Source organism: Neorhizobium vignae, assembly GCF_000732195.1.
Lineage (GTDB): Bacteria > Pseudomonadota > Alphaproteobacteria > Rhizobiales > Rhizobiaceae > Neorhizobium > Neorhizobium vignae.
The window spans coordinates 269,836-284,055 of record NZ_JNNU01000003.1; the positions used below are offsets into that span (position 1 = coordinate 269,836).

A 14,220-nucleotide genomic window follows, 5' to 3' on the forward strand; every position below is an offset into this window, starting at 1 on the left:
ATCAACAGAGAGGGACCATGCTTAAAAAACGACATCTTCTGGCGGCGCTCGCCGCAACGTTCGTCGGCATTCAGGGTCTGGGCTACAGCGCGACCCCGGTCGCTGCCCAGCAGACAGTCAATGCCAGCCTGCGCCTCAAATGGCTGACCCAGGCCCAGTTCGCCGGCTTCTACGTTGCGCTGGAAAAGGGGTATTACAAGGATGAGGGCATCAACCTCACCATCAACCCGGGCGGTCCCAACCTGTTGACCGAGAACCTGGTGGCGACCGGCGCCGACACGTTCGGCCTCTCGGGCGGCACCGACAGCGTCTTTAGCGCGCGCGACAAGGGCCTGCCGATCGTCTGCATCGGCGTCGCGCATCAGGTGACGCCGTTCGTCTTCGTCACCTACAAGGATGGTCCGGTCAAAACCGTCCAGGATTTCAAGGGTAAGAAGGTGACGGCCTGGTTCACCGGCGCAAACCATGTTCTGTCGGCCATGCTGGCGAAGGCTGGTATCAAGGCTGGCGAAGTCGATGTCCAGCCGCAACAGGTCTCGATGACGCCGTTCATCGACAAGCAGGTCGATGTGGCGACCGCCACCCGCTACAACGAACTGCAGATCGTCGCGCAACGTGTCGGCATGGACAACCTGCGGATCTTCGTGCCCGAAGATAGCGGCGTCTCCTTCCCACGCGACACGCTGATCGTGTCGGAACAGACGGCCAAGGAAAAGCCGGAACTGGTCGAGAAATTCCTGCGCGCCAGCATCAAGGGCTGGAAATACGCCCTGACCAACGAAAAAGAAGCGATCGACATCGTCATGAAGGTCGCGCCGACCCTCGACCGCGCCCAACAGGCAGTCATGCTGTCCGAGATCAAGAAGCTGATGGTCGCCGGCAAGGGCGGTACTGATGGCCTCTTCGCCATTGACAAGGCAGCCGTCGGCTCTGCCAATAGCCTGCTCGCCGAATACAAGGTGATCTCTAAGCCCGTCGATCTAGACGCCGCGTTCAACGACAGCTTCCTGTCGAAGATCGCGGTCGCGGAAAAGCGCTTATGAGCCTCTCCGGCCTGTCCGGTGCATCCCTGTCCGCCGTAAAGGCGGGCAGATTTGTCTCGATCCTTAAGTCCCTGATCTGGATCGCCGCATTTCTGCTGGTGGTGGAGCTGATTGTCGTGGCGTTGGGAATCAGACCCTATTACCTGCCACGGCCGAGCGCGATTGCAGCCGCGTTTCTTGCCACGCCGCAGGCCTATCTGCTGAGCATGTGGCGCACCCTGCTGGAAACGATCATAGGCTTCGTCGCTGGCAGCCTGTTCGGCGTCGCCATGGGCGTGCTTTTTCATCGCTGGACCATCCTCCGGGAGCTGTTTTTTCCCCTCTTCGTAGTGTCCCAGACCATACCAGTCATCGCCTTCGGCGCCGTCGTCGTTCTGTGGTTCGGCAATACGCTGTTCGCCAAGGCCGTCATCGCCTTCTACATCAGCTTCCTGCCGGTGACGGTGAACGCGCTTCTCGGCTTTGCGACGGTCGATCCGCGTCAGGTCGCGCTGATGCGCAGCTTCGGCGCAAAAGAGGGCCAGATCCTGCGGCGCCTCTACCTGCCGGCCGCCCTGCCGCAGATCTTCGTCGCCCTCAAGCTCGCCTCCTCCCTCTCGCTGATCGGCGCCATCGTCGGCGAATGGTTCGGGGATACGACTGGCCTCGGCGTGCTGCTGCTGCAGGCCATGTACAACGAAAACGTCGTGGGCATCTGGGTCACCATCGTCGCTTCCGCCTGCCTCGGGATCGGCCTTTACGGCGCGGTTTCCGAAGCGGAAAGGCGGATCGTCTTCTGGGGAGCGGAACAATGAGCACCGTCGCTGCAAGCAGCAATGCGCGCCGCATCGGCCGGGGTTTTGCCGGCGCCTTCCTCCTTGCGGCAATCTGGGAACTGAGCGTCCGCGGCTTTAACCTACCGACCTATGTCCTCCCTTCGGTGAGCAGCATTCTCGCCGGCATGGTCGCCGACGCGGGCAAGCTCGCCGCCGCCGCCCGCTTCACCGCCGCCGAGGCCCTGACCGGCTATCTGTTGGGCTGCGTCATCGGCATTGCGGCTGCCGTCGGGGTCAGCATGGTCCCTCGCACCCGCAGCGCCGTCATGTCGGTTGCGACGGCCATCAACTCGGTGCCGGTCGTCGCCTATTCGCCGCTCGTCCTGCTCTGGCTCGGCATCGGCATGACGTCCAAGATCGTCATGGTCGCCGTCGCCGTCAGCTTCACCGTCTTCCTCAGCACCGTCGCGGGGTTGGATCGCGTCGATCGTAAATCGATCGATCTGGTCCGCTCTTTCGGGGCAGGGCGAATGGCGGTGCTCTGGCGTCTGCGGCTCCCAACAGCTTTGCCGCTGATCATTGCCGGCATGCGGGTGTCCACCGTCCGCAGCGTCATCGTCGCCATCGTCACCGAAATGCTGGGCGCTTATGGGGGCCTTGGCTGGGTGATCTATCAGGCCGTGCTGCAGATCGATTTCGTGCAGGTCTGGGCGGCGATCATCGTCGCGTCGGCGATCAGCCTCTGCTTCTTCGGTGTGATCAGTTTCATCGAGCAGCGTTACATTTTCTGGAGATGAACAATCCTATGACGCGCAGCATTCATTTCGGCCTTTTCCTTCTGGGCACCGGCAGCCATGTCGCCGGCTGGCGGATACCAGGAGCGATGGACAGCTTCCAGGATATCGAGATGATGCGCCGCGTCGCCATGGAGGCGGAGCGCGGGCTGTTCGACCTGATCTTCATGGGCGACAACCTCAATGCGGATCCGGGCGCCCACCCCTCGTATACGGCGCGGCTCGAGCCGCTGACGCTGCTGTCGGCGATTGCCGGTGCGACGCGCCATATCGGTCTCGGCGCCACGATGTCGACGACCTACAGCGATCCGTTCACAGTCGCCCGCGCATTTGCCTCGCTCGACCATATCAGCGGTGGCCGCGCCGCCTGGAATGCCGTGACGACAGCCAATCCGTCGGCGGCGGCGAATTTTGGAACGATTCATCCGGACCATTCCAAACGTTACGAGATCGCCGAGGAATTCCTGAGGGTGGTGCGCGGGCTGTGGGACTGTTGGGCCGACGACGCGATCGTCGCCGACCGGGAAAGCGGCGTCTATATCGATGCGGCAAAAGTCCGCGCGCTCGATCACGACGGCACCCATTTCAAGGTCAAGGGCCCGATCAACATTGGGCGCTCCCCCCAAGGGCAACCGATCATCCTGCAGGCCGGCGGCTCAGGCCCGGGACAGGAACTCGCGGCCAAATCCGCTGATGTTGTGTTCTCCGTCACCCAGGATCTCGAGGAAGCGCGCGCCTTTTATGCTTCCGTCAAAGGGCGGCTTCCGAAATATGGTCGAACGGCGGATTCCATGATCATCTTGCCGGGCGTGATGCCGATCGTCGGTCGCACCGAACGCGAGGCTCACGACAAGCTTGCGCAATTGCAGGGTTTCATCAGTGAGACCAACGGGCTTTCCATTCTGAGCGACCGCTTCGGCATCGACATGAGCCAATTCGACCTCGACGGGCCGATCCCGGATATCGGCCCTTCGCAAAACTATTACGCCTTTGCACGGGTCATGCTGGACAAGGCAAAGCGGGAAAACATGCGCCTGCGTGACCTCTACAACCTGGTCGCTGCCGCACGCGGCCACTGGGTTCTCTGCGGCACGCCGGATTATGTGGCGAATACGCTTGAGACCTGGTTCCAGACAGGTGCGGCGGACGGATTCAACATCATGCCGTCTCATTTTCTCGGCGGATTGACGGATTTCGTCGATATGGTCGTTCCGATCCTCCAGGAGCGAGGGCTCTACCGCATGCACTACGAGGGAACAACGCTCCGCGATCGGATGGGTCTCGCAAGACCTCCGCGTTCTGAACGTACGCGACCTGCGTGAATAACACGGTTTCAAGTTGCTCACCGAGAGAGACGGGTGTCCGCTGCGGCAGAGAGCTGAAACCACTGTGGTCCTTTTCCCAGTTCTCTCCAGTCGCACACACCGCTGCAGATAACTCGGCTAGCCATACTACAATACACTCACCGTCTCAGCGCAGGCCACTTGCGCCGTGTATCTCATTTGACGACGGTTCCGTAAAAACGCGTCCATCAAATTAGCTAAATGTCTAATTTATAGTCATTAATTGGCATGTTATATGCTGTAGAATATCAGTTGACATATCACGGCGGATATAGAATTCTCCTGATGCCAAGCAAAGGCGTCAGGGGGTGCGGTGAAAATTCTCGTTCTCAACCCGAATAGTTCGACGAAGGTGACCGAAGCCATTGCCGCAAGCATTGCGCCTTTGCAGGCCGTTACCGTTCACACGATCGTTTGCGACCGCCTTCCCGATGCGCCGATCGGTATCGAGACCGATGAGGATGTGGCGTTTGTCGCCCCCATGGTGGTTGAGAGAATAGCCCGCGGCGACGCGGATGCCTTCGTGGTGGCGTGTTTTTCCGATCCCGGCGTTGCTGCGGCCCGTTTGGCAACGAACCGGCCGGTGGTTGGCATCGCCGAGGCTGCCTATTATGCCGCGCTGCAATTGGCGCCGCGCTTCGGCGTCGTCTCGCTCGGCCCCTCATCGGTTGCGCGCCATGCGGCTCATATCGAGCGGCTCGGGTTGACCGCGCGATTGGCGGCCGACCGGCCGGTCAATATGTCCGTGGCGGAAGCGAATGATCTCGATTTGGCGGGCGCGTCGGTTGCCCGCACCGCAAAGGTAATGGCGGACTTGGACGGTGCCGGCGTCGTAATCCTTGGCTGCGCCGGCATGGGCGGCCACCGGCCCGTCCTACAGCAGGAGTTGGGCATGCCGGTTGTCGATCCCGTGCAGGCGGCCGTCGCGGCGGCCATCAATGCGCTCGACCTCGAGTATTTTGCAAAGGGGTGATCTGATGGAGCTTGTCATTAAGGGCCGGGTGGTCGTGCCGAATGGCATCCTCGAGGGTGGCTGGGTAGCTGTCTCCGAGGGCCGCATAGTGGCTATCGGAGTGGGTGATGCTCCGAGCGCCGTAAGGGTCGATGATCGACGCGATGCGCTGATCCTGCCGGGAGCGGTGGACGGCCAGACCCATGCGACGAGTTACAAAGGGCTCCCCGGCATTGCCGACACCACGCGATCGGCAATCGCGGGTGGCGTGACCACGCTGGTCGACATGCCCTATGACAATCCCGAGCCGCTCGACCGCCGGGAACGGCTGGATGCCAAGGTCGCTGCAATCGCGACGCATGCGCATGCCGACATGGCGCTGTACGGAACGGCGACCCGAGAGACTGGCGTGAGCAACCTGGCGTCGCTGATCGCGGGGGGTGTCGTCGCCTTCAAGATCTCGTCGTTTGAAAGCAATCCCGTGCGTTTTCCCCGGATTGGCGAGGATCTCGTGCTCGATCTGATGGAGGCTCTGGTCTCGACGCGTCTGCCGCTTGGGCTGCATAACGAGGATCAGGAGATAGTCCTTTCCCGCATCGCGCAAGCGAAGGCGGCCGGTCGAAACGATATCGCCGCCCATGTGGAAGCTCGCCCGGAAGCGGCCGAGCTGGCGGCGACCGGGCAGTTCCTTGCCCTCGGCCTGGCGACTGGCGCGCATGTCCATCCCGTTCACCTGACGACGGAGGCGGGCTTCCGGTTGACGGGAGCGATCGCCGAGCTGGGCGCGGCGGCAACCGGCGAACTTTGCGTCCACTACCTCTGGCTCGATGCCGCGCGTGATGGCGAAAGGCTTGGGGCGCGCATGAAGGTGAACCCGCCGATCCGCGCATCGGCGATCGACGGCCTCTGGCGATCGATTTCCGAAGGCCTTGTCGCGTTCGTTTCTTCCGATCATTCCAGTTGGCCGATCGACAACAAGCTGACGGCCTCGATCTTCGATGCCGGCGCCGGGGTCCCGGGCCTCGAAACGCTCGTTCCCGCCTTCTTCACGGCTGCCGAAGCGCGGGGTCTCGATGCCGCACGGTTGAGCGCGGAGTATCTGGCCGAACGGCCCGCCCGCTTCTTCGGTATCGACGACCGCAAGGGGGCGATTGTTGTCGGCCGGGAGGCCGATTTGATCGCGCTCGAACGGGGTAGCTTCGTCTGGGACCAGGGGTGCTCCCACGACGGACTGAATTGGAGCCCCTTCCACGGCGAGACTTTCACGGTCCGCGTGGCGGCAAGCTGGTTGCGCGGGCAGCTCGTCTGGGATGGGCAGGACATTCTCAACAGCCCCGGAAGCGGCCGTTTCGTGCCGCGCGCCACAGCGGGCTGGTTCGCGACTGAAAAGGGCTGACAATGACAATTCTCACCGACAAGGCGCGGGGCGTCTATGTGATTTCGGTCACGCCGTTCAAGGATGACGGATCGCTCGATCTCGACAGCCTCGACCGCGTGACGGATTTCTACCTTGCCGCAGGCGCTGACGGTCTGACCGTTCTCGGGATGATGGGCGAAGCTCCCAAGCTCACGGGAGCCGAGTCGCGTCAGGTGATCCAGCGCGTCATTTCACGCGCGCCGGGCAAGCCCGTCGTGGTCGGCGTTTCGTCGCCCGGCCTCGCAGCGCTTGCCGAAGTCAGCCAGGACGCCATGGCGCAGGGCGCCGCCGGCGTTATGATTGCGCCGCCGATGAACCTGCGCACGGACGCACAGATCCTGAGCTACTATCGTCAGGCCTGTGGTTTTATCGGCAATGATGTGCCGGTGGTGCTTCAGGACTTCCCGCTGGCAACGACGGTGCAGATCAGCGACGAACTCCTGGGGCGCCTGATCGATGAACTGCCGCAGATCGTGATGCTCAAGCACGAGGACTGGCCCGGCCTGTCGAAGATCTCGAAGCTTCGCGAGGCGGAAGCCAAGGGGCGCCGCCGTATCTCCGTGCTTTGCGGCAATGGCGGGGTCTTCCTGCCCGAAGAGGTGGCGCGCGGCGCTGATGGCGCCATGACCGGCTTCGGTTTCCCGGAAATGCTGGTCCAGGTCACCGATCTGGCAACCCGCGGTGAAATGGACCGTGCCCAGGACCTGTTCGATGCCTATCTGCCGCTCGTCCGGTACGAACAGCAGCCGGGCGTTGGCCTTGCCGTTCGGAAATACGTGCTGGCCAGGCGAGGTGCGATCGCCTCGGCCGCGCAACGCCAGCCGGGCGCACAACTGGATGCGCTGGCCCGGGCCGAAGTGGAGCGGCTGCTTCGCCGCCAGGAGAAACGTCTCAAGGAGCTGGGTTGATGGATTTCAGTTTTGCCGGACGCAAGGCGTTGGTTCTGGGGGCAGGCCGTGGCCTTGGCGGGATGCTGCGGAACCGGTGAGATTCCAGGCTCTCGGAGTCTGAATGTGGAAATAACCAGTAAGTCAAAGCTAACCAAGAAAAGGGGAATGACATGATGAAGAAAACACTGAGCATTGCTTTCCTTGCCATGATGGCCACCGCCGCGCTGGCGGAGCCCACCCTCACCAAGGGCAAGATTTCGTTCGCAGCCGATTTCGCCGCGGCTCCGAACCAGTTCATCCGCACCGATGGCCAGAAGGACGGCCTCAATGTGGACATGTGCGGCGAGATCGGTAAACGCCTCGACCAGGAAGTCGAATGGACCAACCTCGCGTTTCCCGGCCTGGTCCCCGGCCTGCAGGCGAAGCGCTTCGACAGCCTCTGCACCGCGATCTTCATCAATCCGGATCGTCTGAAAATCATGAACATGATCGCCTACGTTCAGTGGGGTGAAGGCATGATGGTTCCGAAGGGTAATCCCGGCGGCATTGCGTGCGAAGGCAAGATCGGCGTGCCGGCGAGCTACAATGCCTGCTTCGACGGCCTGGCTGGCAAGGTGGTTTCGGTCGCCGCCGGCGGCACGACCAACAAGAACCTCCAGGCGCAGAGCGACCGCATGGTCGCCGCCGGCAAGAAGCCGATCGACATTCGTGCATTCGACTCCAATTCCGAAGCCATCCAGGCCGCGGTGACCAAGCAGGTCGATGCGGCCTATCTGAATGATCCGCAGGCGGCCTATTACATCTCGACCAGCAAGGCGCCCTTCGAAATGGCTTTCACGGGTAACGCCGCAAATCGTCTTGCGATCACTACCCTGAAGGACAACACTGAGTTGGCGACGATGATCGTCAAGGCGCTGGAAGAGATGCGCGCTGACGGCACCTACAAGAAGATCGTCGAGAAATGGGGCGTGGCCCCGGTCGATGCATTCGTACTCAACCCGCAATGATCTGATGTAGGCTGACGATGCAGTTCTCGGTCGAGACATTCCTGCATTACTTGGCGCAGCCACGGTTTGCCACCGTGGCTGGCGTCACCCTGTTGGTCGCGATAGCGGCACAGGCGATCGGAACCGTCATCGGGCTGATCCTTGCGCTGTGTGCCCTGTCGCGACACAGGGCCTTGCGGATATTTTCCGGGACTTGGGTATGGCTGTGGCGCGGCACGCCACCGCTGGTGCAGCTTTTCCTCCTCTATTTTGGTCTGCCCCAGCTCGGCATCCGCCTTGGGGTGCTGGAGGCCGGACTGATTGGTCTGGGCTGTTACTCGGGTGCCTATATGTCCGAGATCATTCGCGGCGCCCTGCAGAGCGTGCCGCCCGACCAGATGCAGGCGGCGCGAGCAATGGGCATGAGCTGGCTCGGCGCCATGCTTCACGTGATCCTGCCGCAATCGGTGCGACTGATCCTGCCGCCGTTCGGCAACGAATTTTCGTCCATGATGCGAACGACGTCGCTCCTGTCGGTCATTTCCTTCAGCGAGCTTCTGCGCGTCACGCGAACCGCAATCAACGAAACCTACGCTGTCATCGAGCTCTATGCCGTAGCGGCCTTCTGGTACCTGCTGATGTATTCCGCCTGGATCATCGTGCAGCGCCAGCTCGAGCGCTACGCCGCAACCGGCAGCGTCAAACGAAACATGACCATCGTCCCGCCCCTGTCGGCGAAAGGGTGAGAGAGTTGTCTCCCGGAGAAGCTGAGATGAAGACCGTTGTTCTGTTCGGGGTCGGCGCCATGGGCGGTCGACTGCTGCGTGTGCTCGAAGCCGACTATCCGGGCATCAAGGTCGTTGCGGCAATCGACACCGATGCCGCCAAGATCGGGCGCACGCTTGCGGAGGTGACTGGCTACCAGCGCTTCGGCGGCATCAAGATCGTCGGCGATCTTGCAACCGCGCTCGCCGAACTTTCGAAAAAGCCGGACGTGCTCGTGCATATGACCGAGTCCAAACCTCACCTCATCAAGGATCAGCTGCTTGCGGCCCTGAATGCGGGCCTCAACGTGGTGTCCGCGGCCGAATCCATGTTCTATCCCGGCCTGCGCTACGGCGCCTTCGCGGATGTCCTGGATAGCGCGGCGCGTGCCAACGGCGTATCCATCACCGGCACGGGCATCAATCCCGGCTTTTCATATGACGTGCTCCCGCTGGTGCTGGCGCGCGGTACCAGCGCCGTGAAGCGCCTGACCATTCATCGCTGCATCGACGTTACCGGCACGGGTCCGGGTGACATCGAGCACGTCGGTTACGGACTGACGCCCGAGGAGTTCAACCGGCGGATTGCCGACGGCCGCGTCGAGGGACACATGGGCGCGCCTGAGTCGTTGCTCAGGATCGCGGACGCTCTCAATTTGGATATCGACGAGATCACCGAGGCGTGGGATCTCGAGACGGCCGATTTCGAGGTCGATAGCGGCGATCCGACGCTGGGCATCCTCCCGCCCGGCCGCGTGATCGGCATCACCCAACGTGCCCGGGCTCTCCGTCAAGGCAATGAGGTGCTCCGCACGTCGCTGGCGATGTATTATCAGCCGGAGAAGTTCAACCTGGTCGAGGAGGACAGGATCGAGATCGACGGCGCTATGCCGGTCAAGATGTCGATCAAGCCTGCGATGCAGTCGCTGTTCGGCGCAGCCAATATCATGGCCAACACGATCGTGCCGCTGGCCGAGGCCGAACCGGGTCTCGTTTCGCCTCTGGACCTTCCGACCGGCGGTACCGTGCGTGGTCTTTCCCGCTATGCTGTCGATCCTTCGCGCCAGGTGAAGCCCGGTTACCTGCCGGTAACGAGGAAGGTCTGATTTCGTGGGTTTCGACGCTGGCATATTCCTGGATATCCTGCAGTCGCCTCAGCTGCTGAAAGCCGCCTGGGTCACGATCTGGGTTGCTGTCGTTGCCCAGACGATAGGGACGGTTCTGGGGTTTGCTCTGGCGGGCATGTTGGCGGCGCCCAGGTTGATGCGCTGGCCGGCGCTTGTCTTCGTCTGGGTCTTCAAGGGTACGCCGCTGCTTGCGCAGATCCTGTTCTTTTATTCGGCGTTGCCGCAGATGGGCGTCCCGCTCAGCCTGATCGCCACCGGCTTGCTGGCGCTGGGTCTCAACGAGGGCGCACGAATGGCAGACATCGTGCGCGGCGGCCTGATGTCCGTCTCGCGCGATCAGCGCGAGGCCGGACTGGCATTGGGTCTTCATCCCTGGCAGATTTTCGTCACGGTGGTGTTTCCACAGGCGATCCGGGCGATCGTGCCGCCGCTCGGCAATAATTTCAGTTACATGATCAAGGCCACGTCGCTCCTGGCGGCCATCTCGTTTGCCGAACTCCTGCGTGTCTCCCAGCAGCTTGCCCAATCGACCACCCGAGCGCTGGAAGTCTATCTGGCCGTTGCCCTCTGGTATCTCGCGATCTTGACGATCTGGATGCTGATTCAGCATCGGATAGAAAGAGCAGTGGCGCTGAAGACCTCCAGCCATGTGTCTGCGCCGCCGCCGGTGGTCGAGCGCACCGTGGTCAGGGAGGACTTGGGTCCAGAGGCGCCTTCGCGTCTCAATCCGGTGATCGAGGCGCGCAACCTCACCCGCAGCTTCGGGCCGATCAAGGGACTCGACGATGTCTCGCTGGCTGTCGGCAAGGGTGAAGTCGTGGTGGTCCTCGGCCCGTCGGGGTCGGGAAAAAGTACATTGCTGCGCGCGCTGAACTGGATCGAGCCTGCAGATAGCGGCGATGTCCTGCTGACGGGCGAAAGCCTGCCATGGGTCGATGCGGCCCGTCGTGTCGCTCGCCCGGAGCGCATGCTGGACAAGCGTCGCCGTCGCCTTGGCATGGTGTTCCAGAGTTTCGCGCTGTTTCCCACGATGACGGCACGACAGAACGTCGCCTTGGGCCCGCGCAGGCTGCTCGGCATTCCGAAGATGGAGGCGCTGGCTGCCGCGGACGGACTGCTCGACAAGGTCGGGCTCAGGGACAAGCTGCACTCCTATCCCGTGGAACTGTCCGGCGGACAGCGCCAGCGCGTCGCCATTGCGCGGGCATTGTCGATGAAGCCCGATGCCCTGCTCTTCGATGAACCGACATCCGCTCTGGACCCGGAATCCATCGGGGGTGTCCTGGGCGTGATGGCGGATCTGGCCGGGCAAGGTTTGACGATGGTAATCGTGACGCACGAGATCGGCTTTGCCCGGCGAATCGCCGACCGCATCGCCTACATGGAACGTGGTCGCCTGTTGATGGATCTGCCGCGTGATCAGGCTTTTGGCGATGAAGCGCCGGATTACTTCCGCGCTTTTCTGTCTCGCGAAGGATAGTCAGGGGTAAGCCATGCGGAATTGGCCATGGGGTAAAAACGCCGTCTTTCGGTTGCGCTTTGTACATGCATATCTGCTGGAGCGACCACCGGGTTGCGGGCTGAAATGCCGACTTACAGATAGGAGTGCCCATGGCTGAGGTAACAGCAATCAGAAAGAAGCGCCGGGTGGTGCAGCCGGCAAAGCCGGCATCGCTGACGGAACAGGTTCACGATGCGCTACGAACCCAGATTCTGACATGCGCAATCCGTCCGGGTCAGGAACTGAACGAAGCTGAAATCGCGGAGCGCTTCAATATATCCAAGACGCCGGCCCGCGAAGCGTTGGCCGCCTTGCGGCAGGAGGGGCTGGTCAGATCTTTTCCGCGCCGCGGCTACCAGGTCACGCCGATCACGTTTGCGGACATGGACGAACTGTTCGACGTGCGAACCATTCTGGAAGCCGGAGCCGCCGAATTCGCCTGTACCCGGTTGACGGGGGAGCAGATAGATCGTCTGAACTCCCTCGCGGATGCCACCTATAATCAAGGCGAACAGCTCAGCCTCGCTACGTTCATCAGGTCCAACCGGGAATTCCATCTGGCGATTGCGGAAGCGACCGGCAATGGAAGGCTCGTCCAGCTGCTGACCCATCAGATTGATGCGCTTGAACGTTTCTTCTATCTGGGCGCCCAATTGCGGGACGTGAATAACGAGACCAACGTCTCGCACCATCAGATAGTGGAAACCCTGGCCCGCCGTGACCAGACGGCGGCGCGGGAGATCATGATTCGCCATAACGAGCAAACCCGCCAGGGACTGTTCCAGGCCCTGGCGGCGGGGCGGGGATACGATCTGATCAACCTGTAGGGCGCGGACAGTAGCTACGAAAAATCAAGGGAACGCCGTCCGCCGAAATGGTGCGTAGACAGGAAATGATGATGGAAGTCGGATCATTGTGGGAGGCGATAACGCCCTCCGCGCCCATATTCGCGAAACTGACCGAAGCGATCACTGCCGATGTGGTGGTGGTGGGAGCGGGCTTCCTGGGTCTCTCCTCCGCTCTGCATGCCGCCGAGGTGGGTGTCGACGTGGTTCTGCTCGAAAGTCATCAGCCGGGCTTTGGTGCTTCCGGGCGCAATACCGGCTTCGTGGTTCCCAGCCTCAAGACGTCGCTCGGACCTGCCGAGGTGGTGACGGCTCTTGGTGCCGATCACGCCGGGCGTCTGCTGAAACTGGTCGCGGGCTCCGGCAGGGCGGTGTTCGATCTGATCGGACGTCACGAAATTGACTGTGATGCCGTTCAGAATGGCTGGTTGCAACCCGCACATTCACGCGCGGCCGAAGAAGTGCTTCACGGCCGCATGCCACGGCTGCTGGCCGCCGGCGTCGATACCGAATGGCTCGATCGCGATGCCATGCTCAAGCGTACGGGACTTCCGTCGCTGCATGGAGGAATAAGGGTGGCCTCCGGCGGGCAGATCACGCCGCTCTCCTACGCGCACGGGCTTGCGCGCGCTGCCATATTGGCGGGAGTGCGATTGTTCGGGGACAGTCCGGTGACGAGCATTGAAGCCGATGGGCAAGGTTGGCGCGTTCGGACCGCGGGAGGAGAAGTCCGCGCCCGCCGTGTGCTCATGACCACCAATGCGCTGATCGGCAACCTGCTGCCGGAGCTGCGCGCATCGATCATTCCCGCCCGTGTCTTCCAGATCGCAACCCAAATACTGCCGCAATCTCTGAGCGCAACACTTTTGCCGGACATGGCGCCGGTTGCCGATACGCGCCGTCACACTTTCGCATTGCGCTGGTCTCCGGACGGCCGGCTGGTGACCGGGGGTATGGTGCCGCCGCTGCCCGGACGAATGGCACTGGCCCGCAGGCTTTTTGCAAATCGTCTCCGCCGCATAGTCCCGGATCTCCCGGAAATCAGAGTCGAATATTCGTGGACCGGGGTCATTGCAGGGACTCTGGATTTCCTGCCGCGAATGATGCGGCTGAAGCCCGGTCTCGATGCGGCGATCGGCTGCAACGGCCGCGGTGTGGCATTGACGACGGCGCTCGGGCGCGAGATCGGCCCCTGGCTGGCCGGAAGGATCGCGGACGCCGATCTGACGCTGCCGCTGACGGCACCACGCCCGATCTCGTTCGGCCGCGTTTCCGGACTTGGGCCACATCTCATTCTTCCGGTCTGGGAAGTGCGCGACGCTTTCGAGGCACGATTCCGATAGATCGCATCAATTGCTGTAAACAAGGAGCTATGACATGAGCGAAGAGACCGTCGGCGGCAAGATCAAGTGGTCGCGTCAGGAAGAGGTGGCGCTGACCTGGGTGCACCAGGGGCAGGAATTCAGCCATCGGCTGATCACCAAGAAGCTTCACGGCTCGTCGATCTCCTTTCATATCACCACCTACATGCCGCACTTCGATACGATGGTAGAAGGCGACGGGGTGCATGAAGTGATCCTCTATTGTCTGCATGGCTGGTCCAAACAGATCGTCGAGGAAACCGGCGAGGAGCACATCTTCAAACCGGGCGATGCGATGTATCTGCCCAGGAACTACCGTTACCGCCATATCATCGGCGAGGCCGGACTCGTGATCGCCGTCTGCGCCAACCCGTCGAAAGAGGCTGGCGACATGTAATTGCGCTACGGGCGGTGACGCGAAGCCGTCGCCCGTCGTTCCAGC

14 protein-coding genes are annotated in these 14,220 nt (G+C 62.0%); all 14 read left to right on the plus strand.

What is annotated here, in order from left to right:
- The first annotated feature begins 17 nt into the window (after positions 1–17).
- The 14 genes from GQ59_RS05920 (at position 18) to GQ59_RS05985 (ending at position 14,175) form a co-directional block, all read left to right on the plus strand.
- Positions 18–1,043, plus strand: a complete 1,026-nt coding sequence (locus tag GQ59_RS05920; RefSeq protein ID WP_037078744.1) for an ABC transporter substrate-binding protein — start codon at positions 18–20, stop codon at positions 1,041–1,043.
- Positions 1,040–1,837: an ABC transporter permease gene (locus tag GQ59_RS05925; protein ID WP_037078747.1), complete on the plus strand. Its 798-nt coding sequence runs from the start codon at positions 1,040–1,042 to the stop codon at positions 1,835–1,837. Before GQ59_RS05920 ends, GQ59_RS05925 begins: the two co-directional genes overlap by 4 nt.
- On the plus strand, positions 1,834–2,595 hold the full coding sequence (locus GQ59_RS05930) for an ABC transporter permease (protein WP_037078750.1): 762 nt from the start codon (positions 1,834–1,836) through the stop codon (positions 2,593–2,595). The genes GQ59_RS05925 and GQ59_RS05930 overlap by 4 nt, the downstream gene beginning before the upstream one ends.
- Positions 2,596–2,603: 8 nt before the next feature.
- The gene (locus GQ59_RS05935) at positions 2,604–3,914 is read left to right on the plus strand and encodes an LLM class flavin-dependent oxidoreductase (protein WP_037078753.1); all 1,311 of its coding nucleotides are present in this window, start codon (positions 2,604–2,606) and stop codon (positions 3,912–3,914) included.
- A 334-nt stretch (positions 3,915–4,248) separates the two neighbouring features.
- On the plus strand, positions 4,249–4,908 hold the full coding sequence (locus GQ59_RS05940; RefSeq protein WP_037078755.1) for an aspartate/glutamate racemase family protein: 660 nt from the start codon (positions 4,249–4,251) through the stop codon (positions 4,906–4,908).
- 4 nt (positions 4,909–4,912) lie between these two features.
- Entirely contained in the window at positions 4,913–6,283 is a 1,371-nt protein-coding gene (locus tag GQ59_RS05945) for a dihydroorotase (RefSeq protein ID WP_037078758.1), read from the plus strand.
- Between the two features lie 2 nt (positions 6,284–6,285).
- Positions 6,286–7,212, plus strand: coding sequence for a dihydrodipicolinate synthase family protein (locus GQ59_RS05950; protein ID WP_037078760.1), 927 nt, complete (start codon positions 6,286–6,288; stop codon positions 7,210–7,212).
- Between the two features lie 152 nt (positions 7,213–7,364).
- On the plus strand, positions 7,365–8,201 hold the full coding sequence (locus tag GQ59_RS05955) for an ABC transporter substrate-binding protein (RefSeq protein ID WP_037078763.1): 837 nt from the start codon (positions 7,365–7,367) through the stop codon (positions 8,199–8,201).
- Positions 8,202–8,218: 17 nt separating this feature from the next.
- Positions 8,219–8,926: an amino acid ABC transporter permease gene (locus GQ59_RS05960; RefSeq protein WP_051903814.1), complete on the plus strand. Its 708-nt coding sequence runs from the start codon at positions 8,219–8,221 to the stop codon at positions 8,924–8,926.
- Positions 8,927–8,952: 26 nt separating this feature from the next.
- Complete coding sequence (locus GQ59_RS05965) at positions 8,953–10,050, plus strand: NAD(P)H-dependent amine dehydrogenase family protein (RefSeq protein ID WP_037078765.1); 1,098 nt, start codon at positions 8,953–8,955, stop codon at positions 10,048–10,050.
- Positions 10,051–10,054: 4 nt separating this feature from the next.
- Complete coding sequence (locus GQ59_RS05970; protein ID WP_051903815.1) at positions 10,055–11,551, plus strand: amino acid ABC transporter permease/ATP-binding protein; 1,497 nt, start codon at positions 10,055–10,057, stop codon at positions 11,549–11,551.
- 131 nt (positions 11,552–11,682) lie between these two features.
- Positions 11,683–12,399, plus strand: a complete 717-nt coding sequence (locus GQ59_RS05975) for a GntR family transcriptional regulator (protein ID WP_051903816.1) — start codon at positions 11,683–11,685, stop codon at positions 12,397–12,399.
- A 71-nt stretch (positions 12,400–12,470) separates the two neighbouring features.
- A complete protein-coding gene (locus GQ59_RS05980; RefSeq protein ID WP_051903817.1) occupies positions 12,471–13,760 on the plus strand; it encodes an NAD(P)/FAD-dependent oxidoreductase in 1,290 nt (429 codons plus the stop codon).
- Positions 13,761–13,794: 34 nt separating this feature from the next.
- A complete protein-coding gene (locus GQ59_RS05985) occupies positions 13,795–14,175 on the plus strand; it encodes a cupin domain-containing protein (protein WP_037078770.1) in 381 nt (126 codons plus the stop codon).
- Positions 14,176–14,220: the final 45 nt, after the last annotated feature.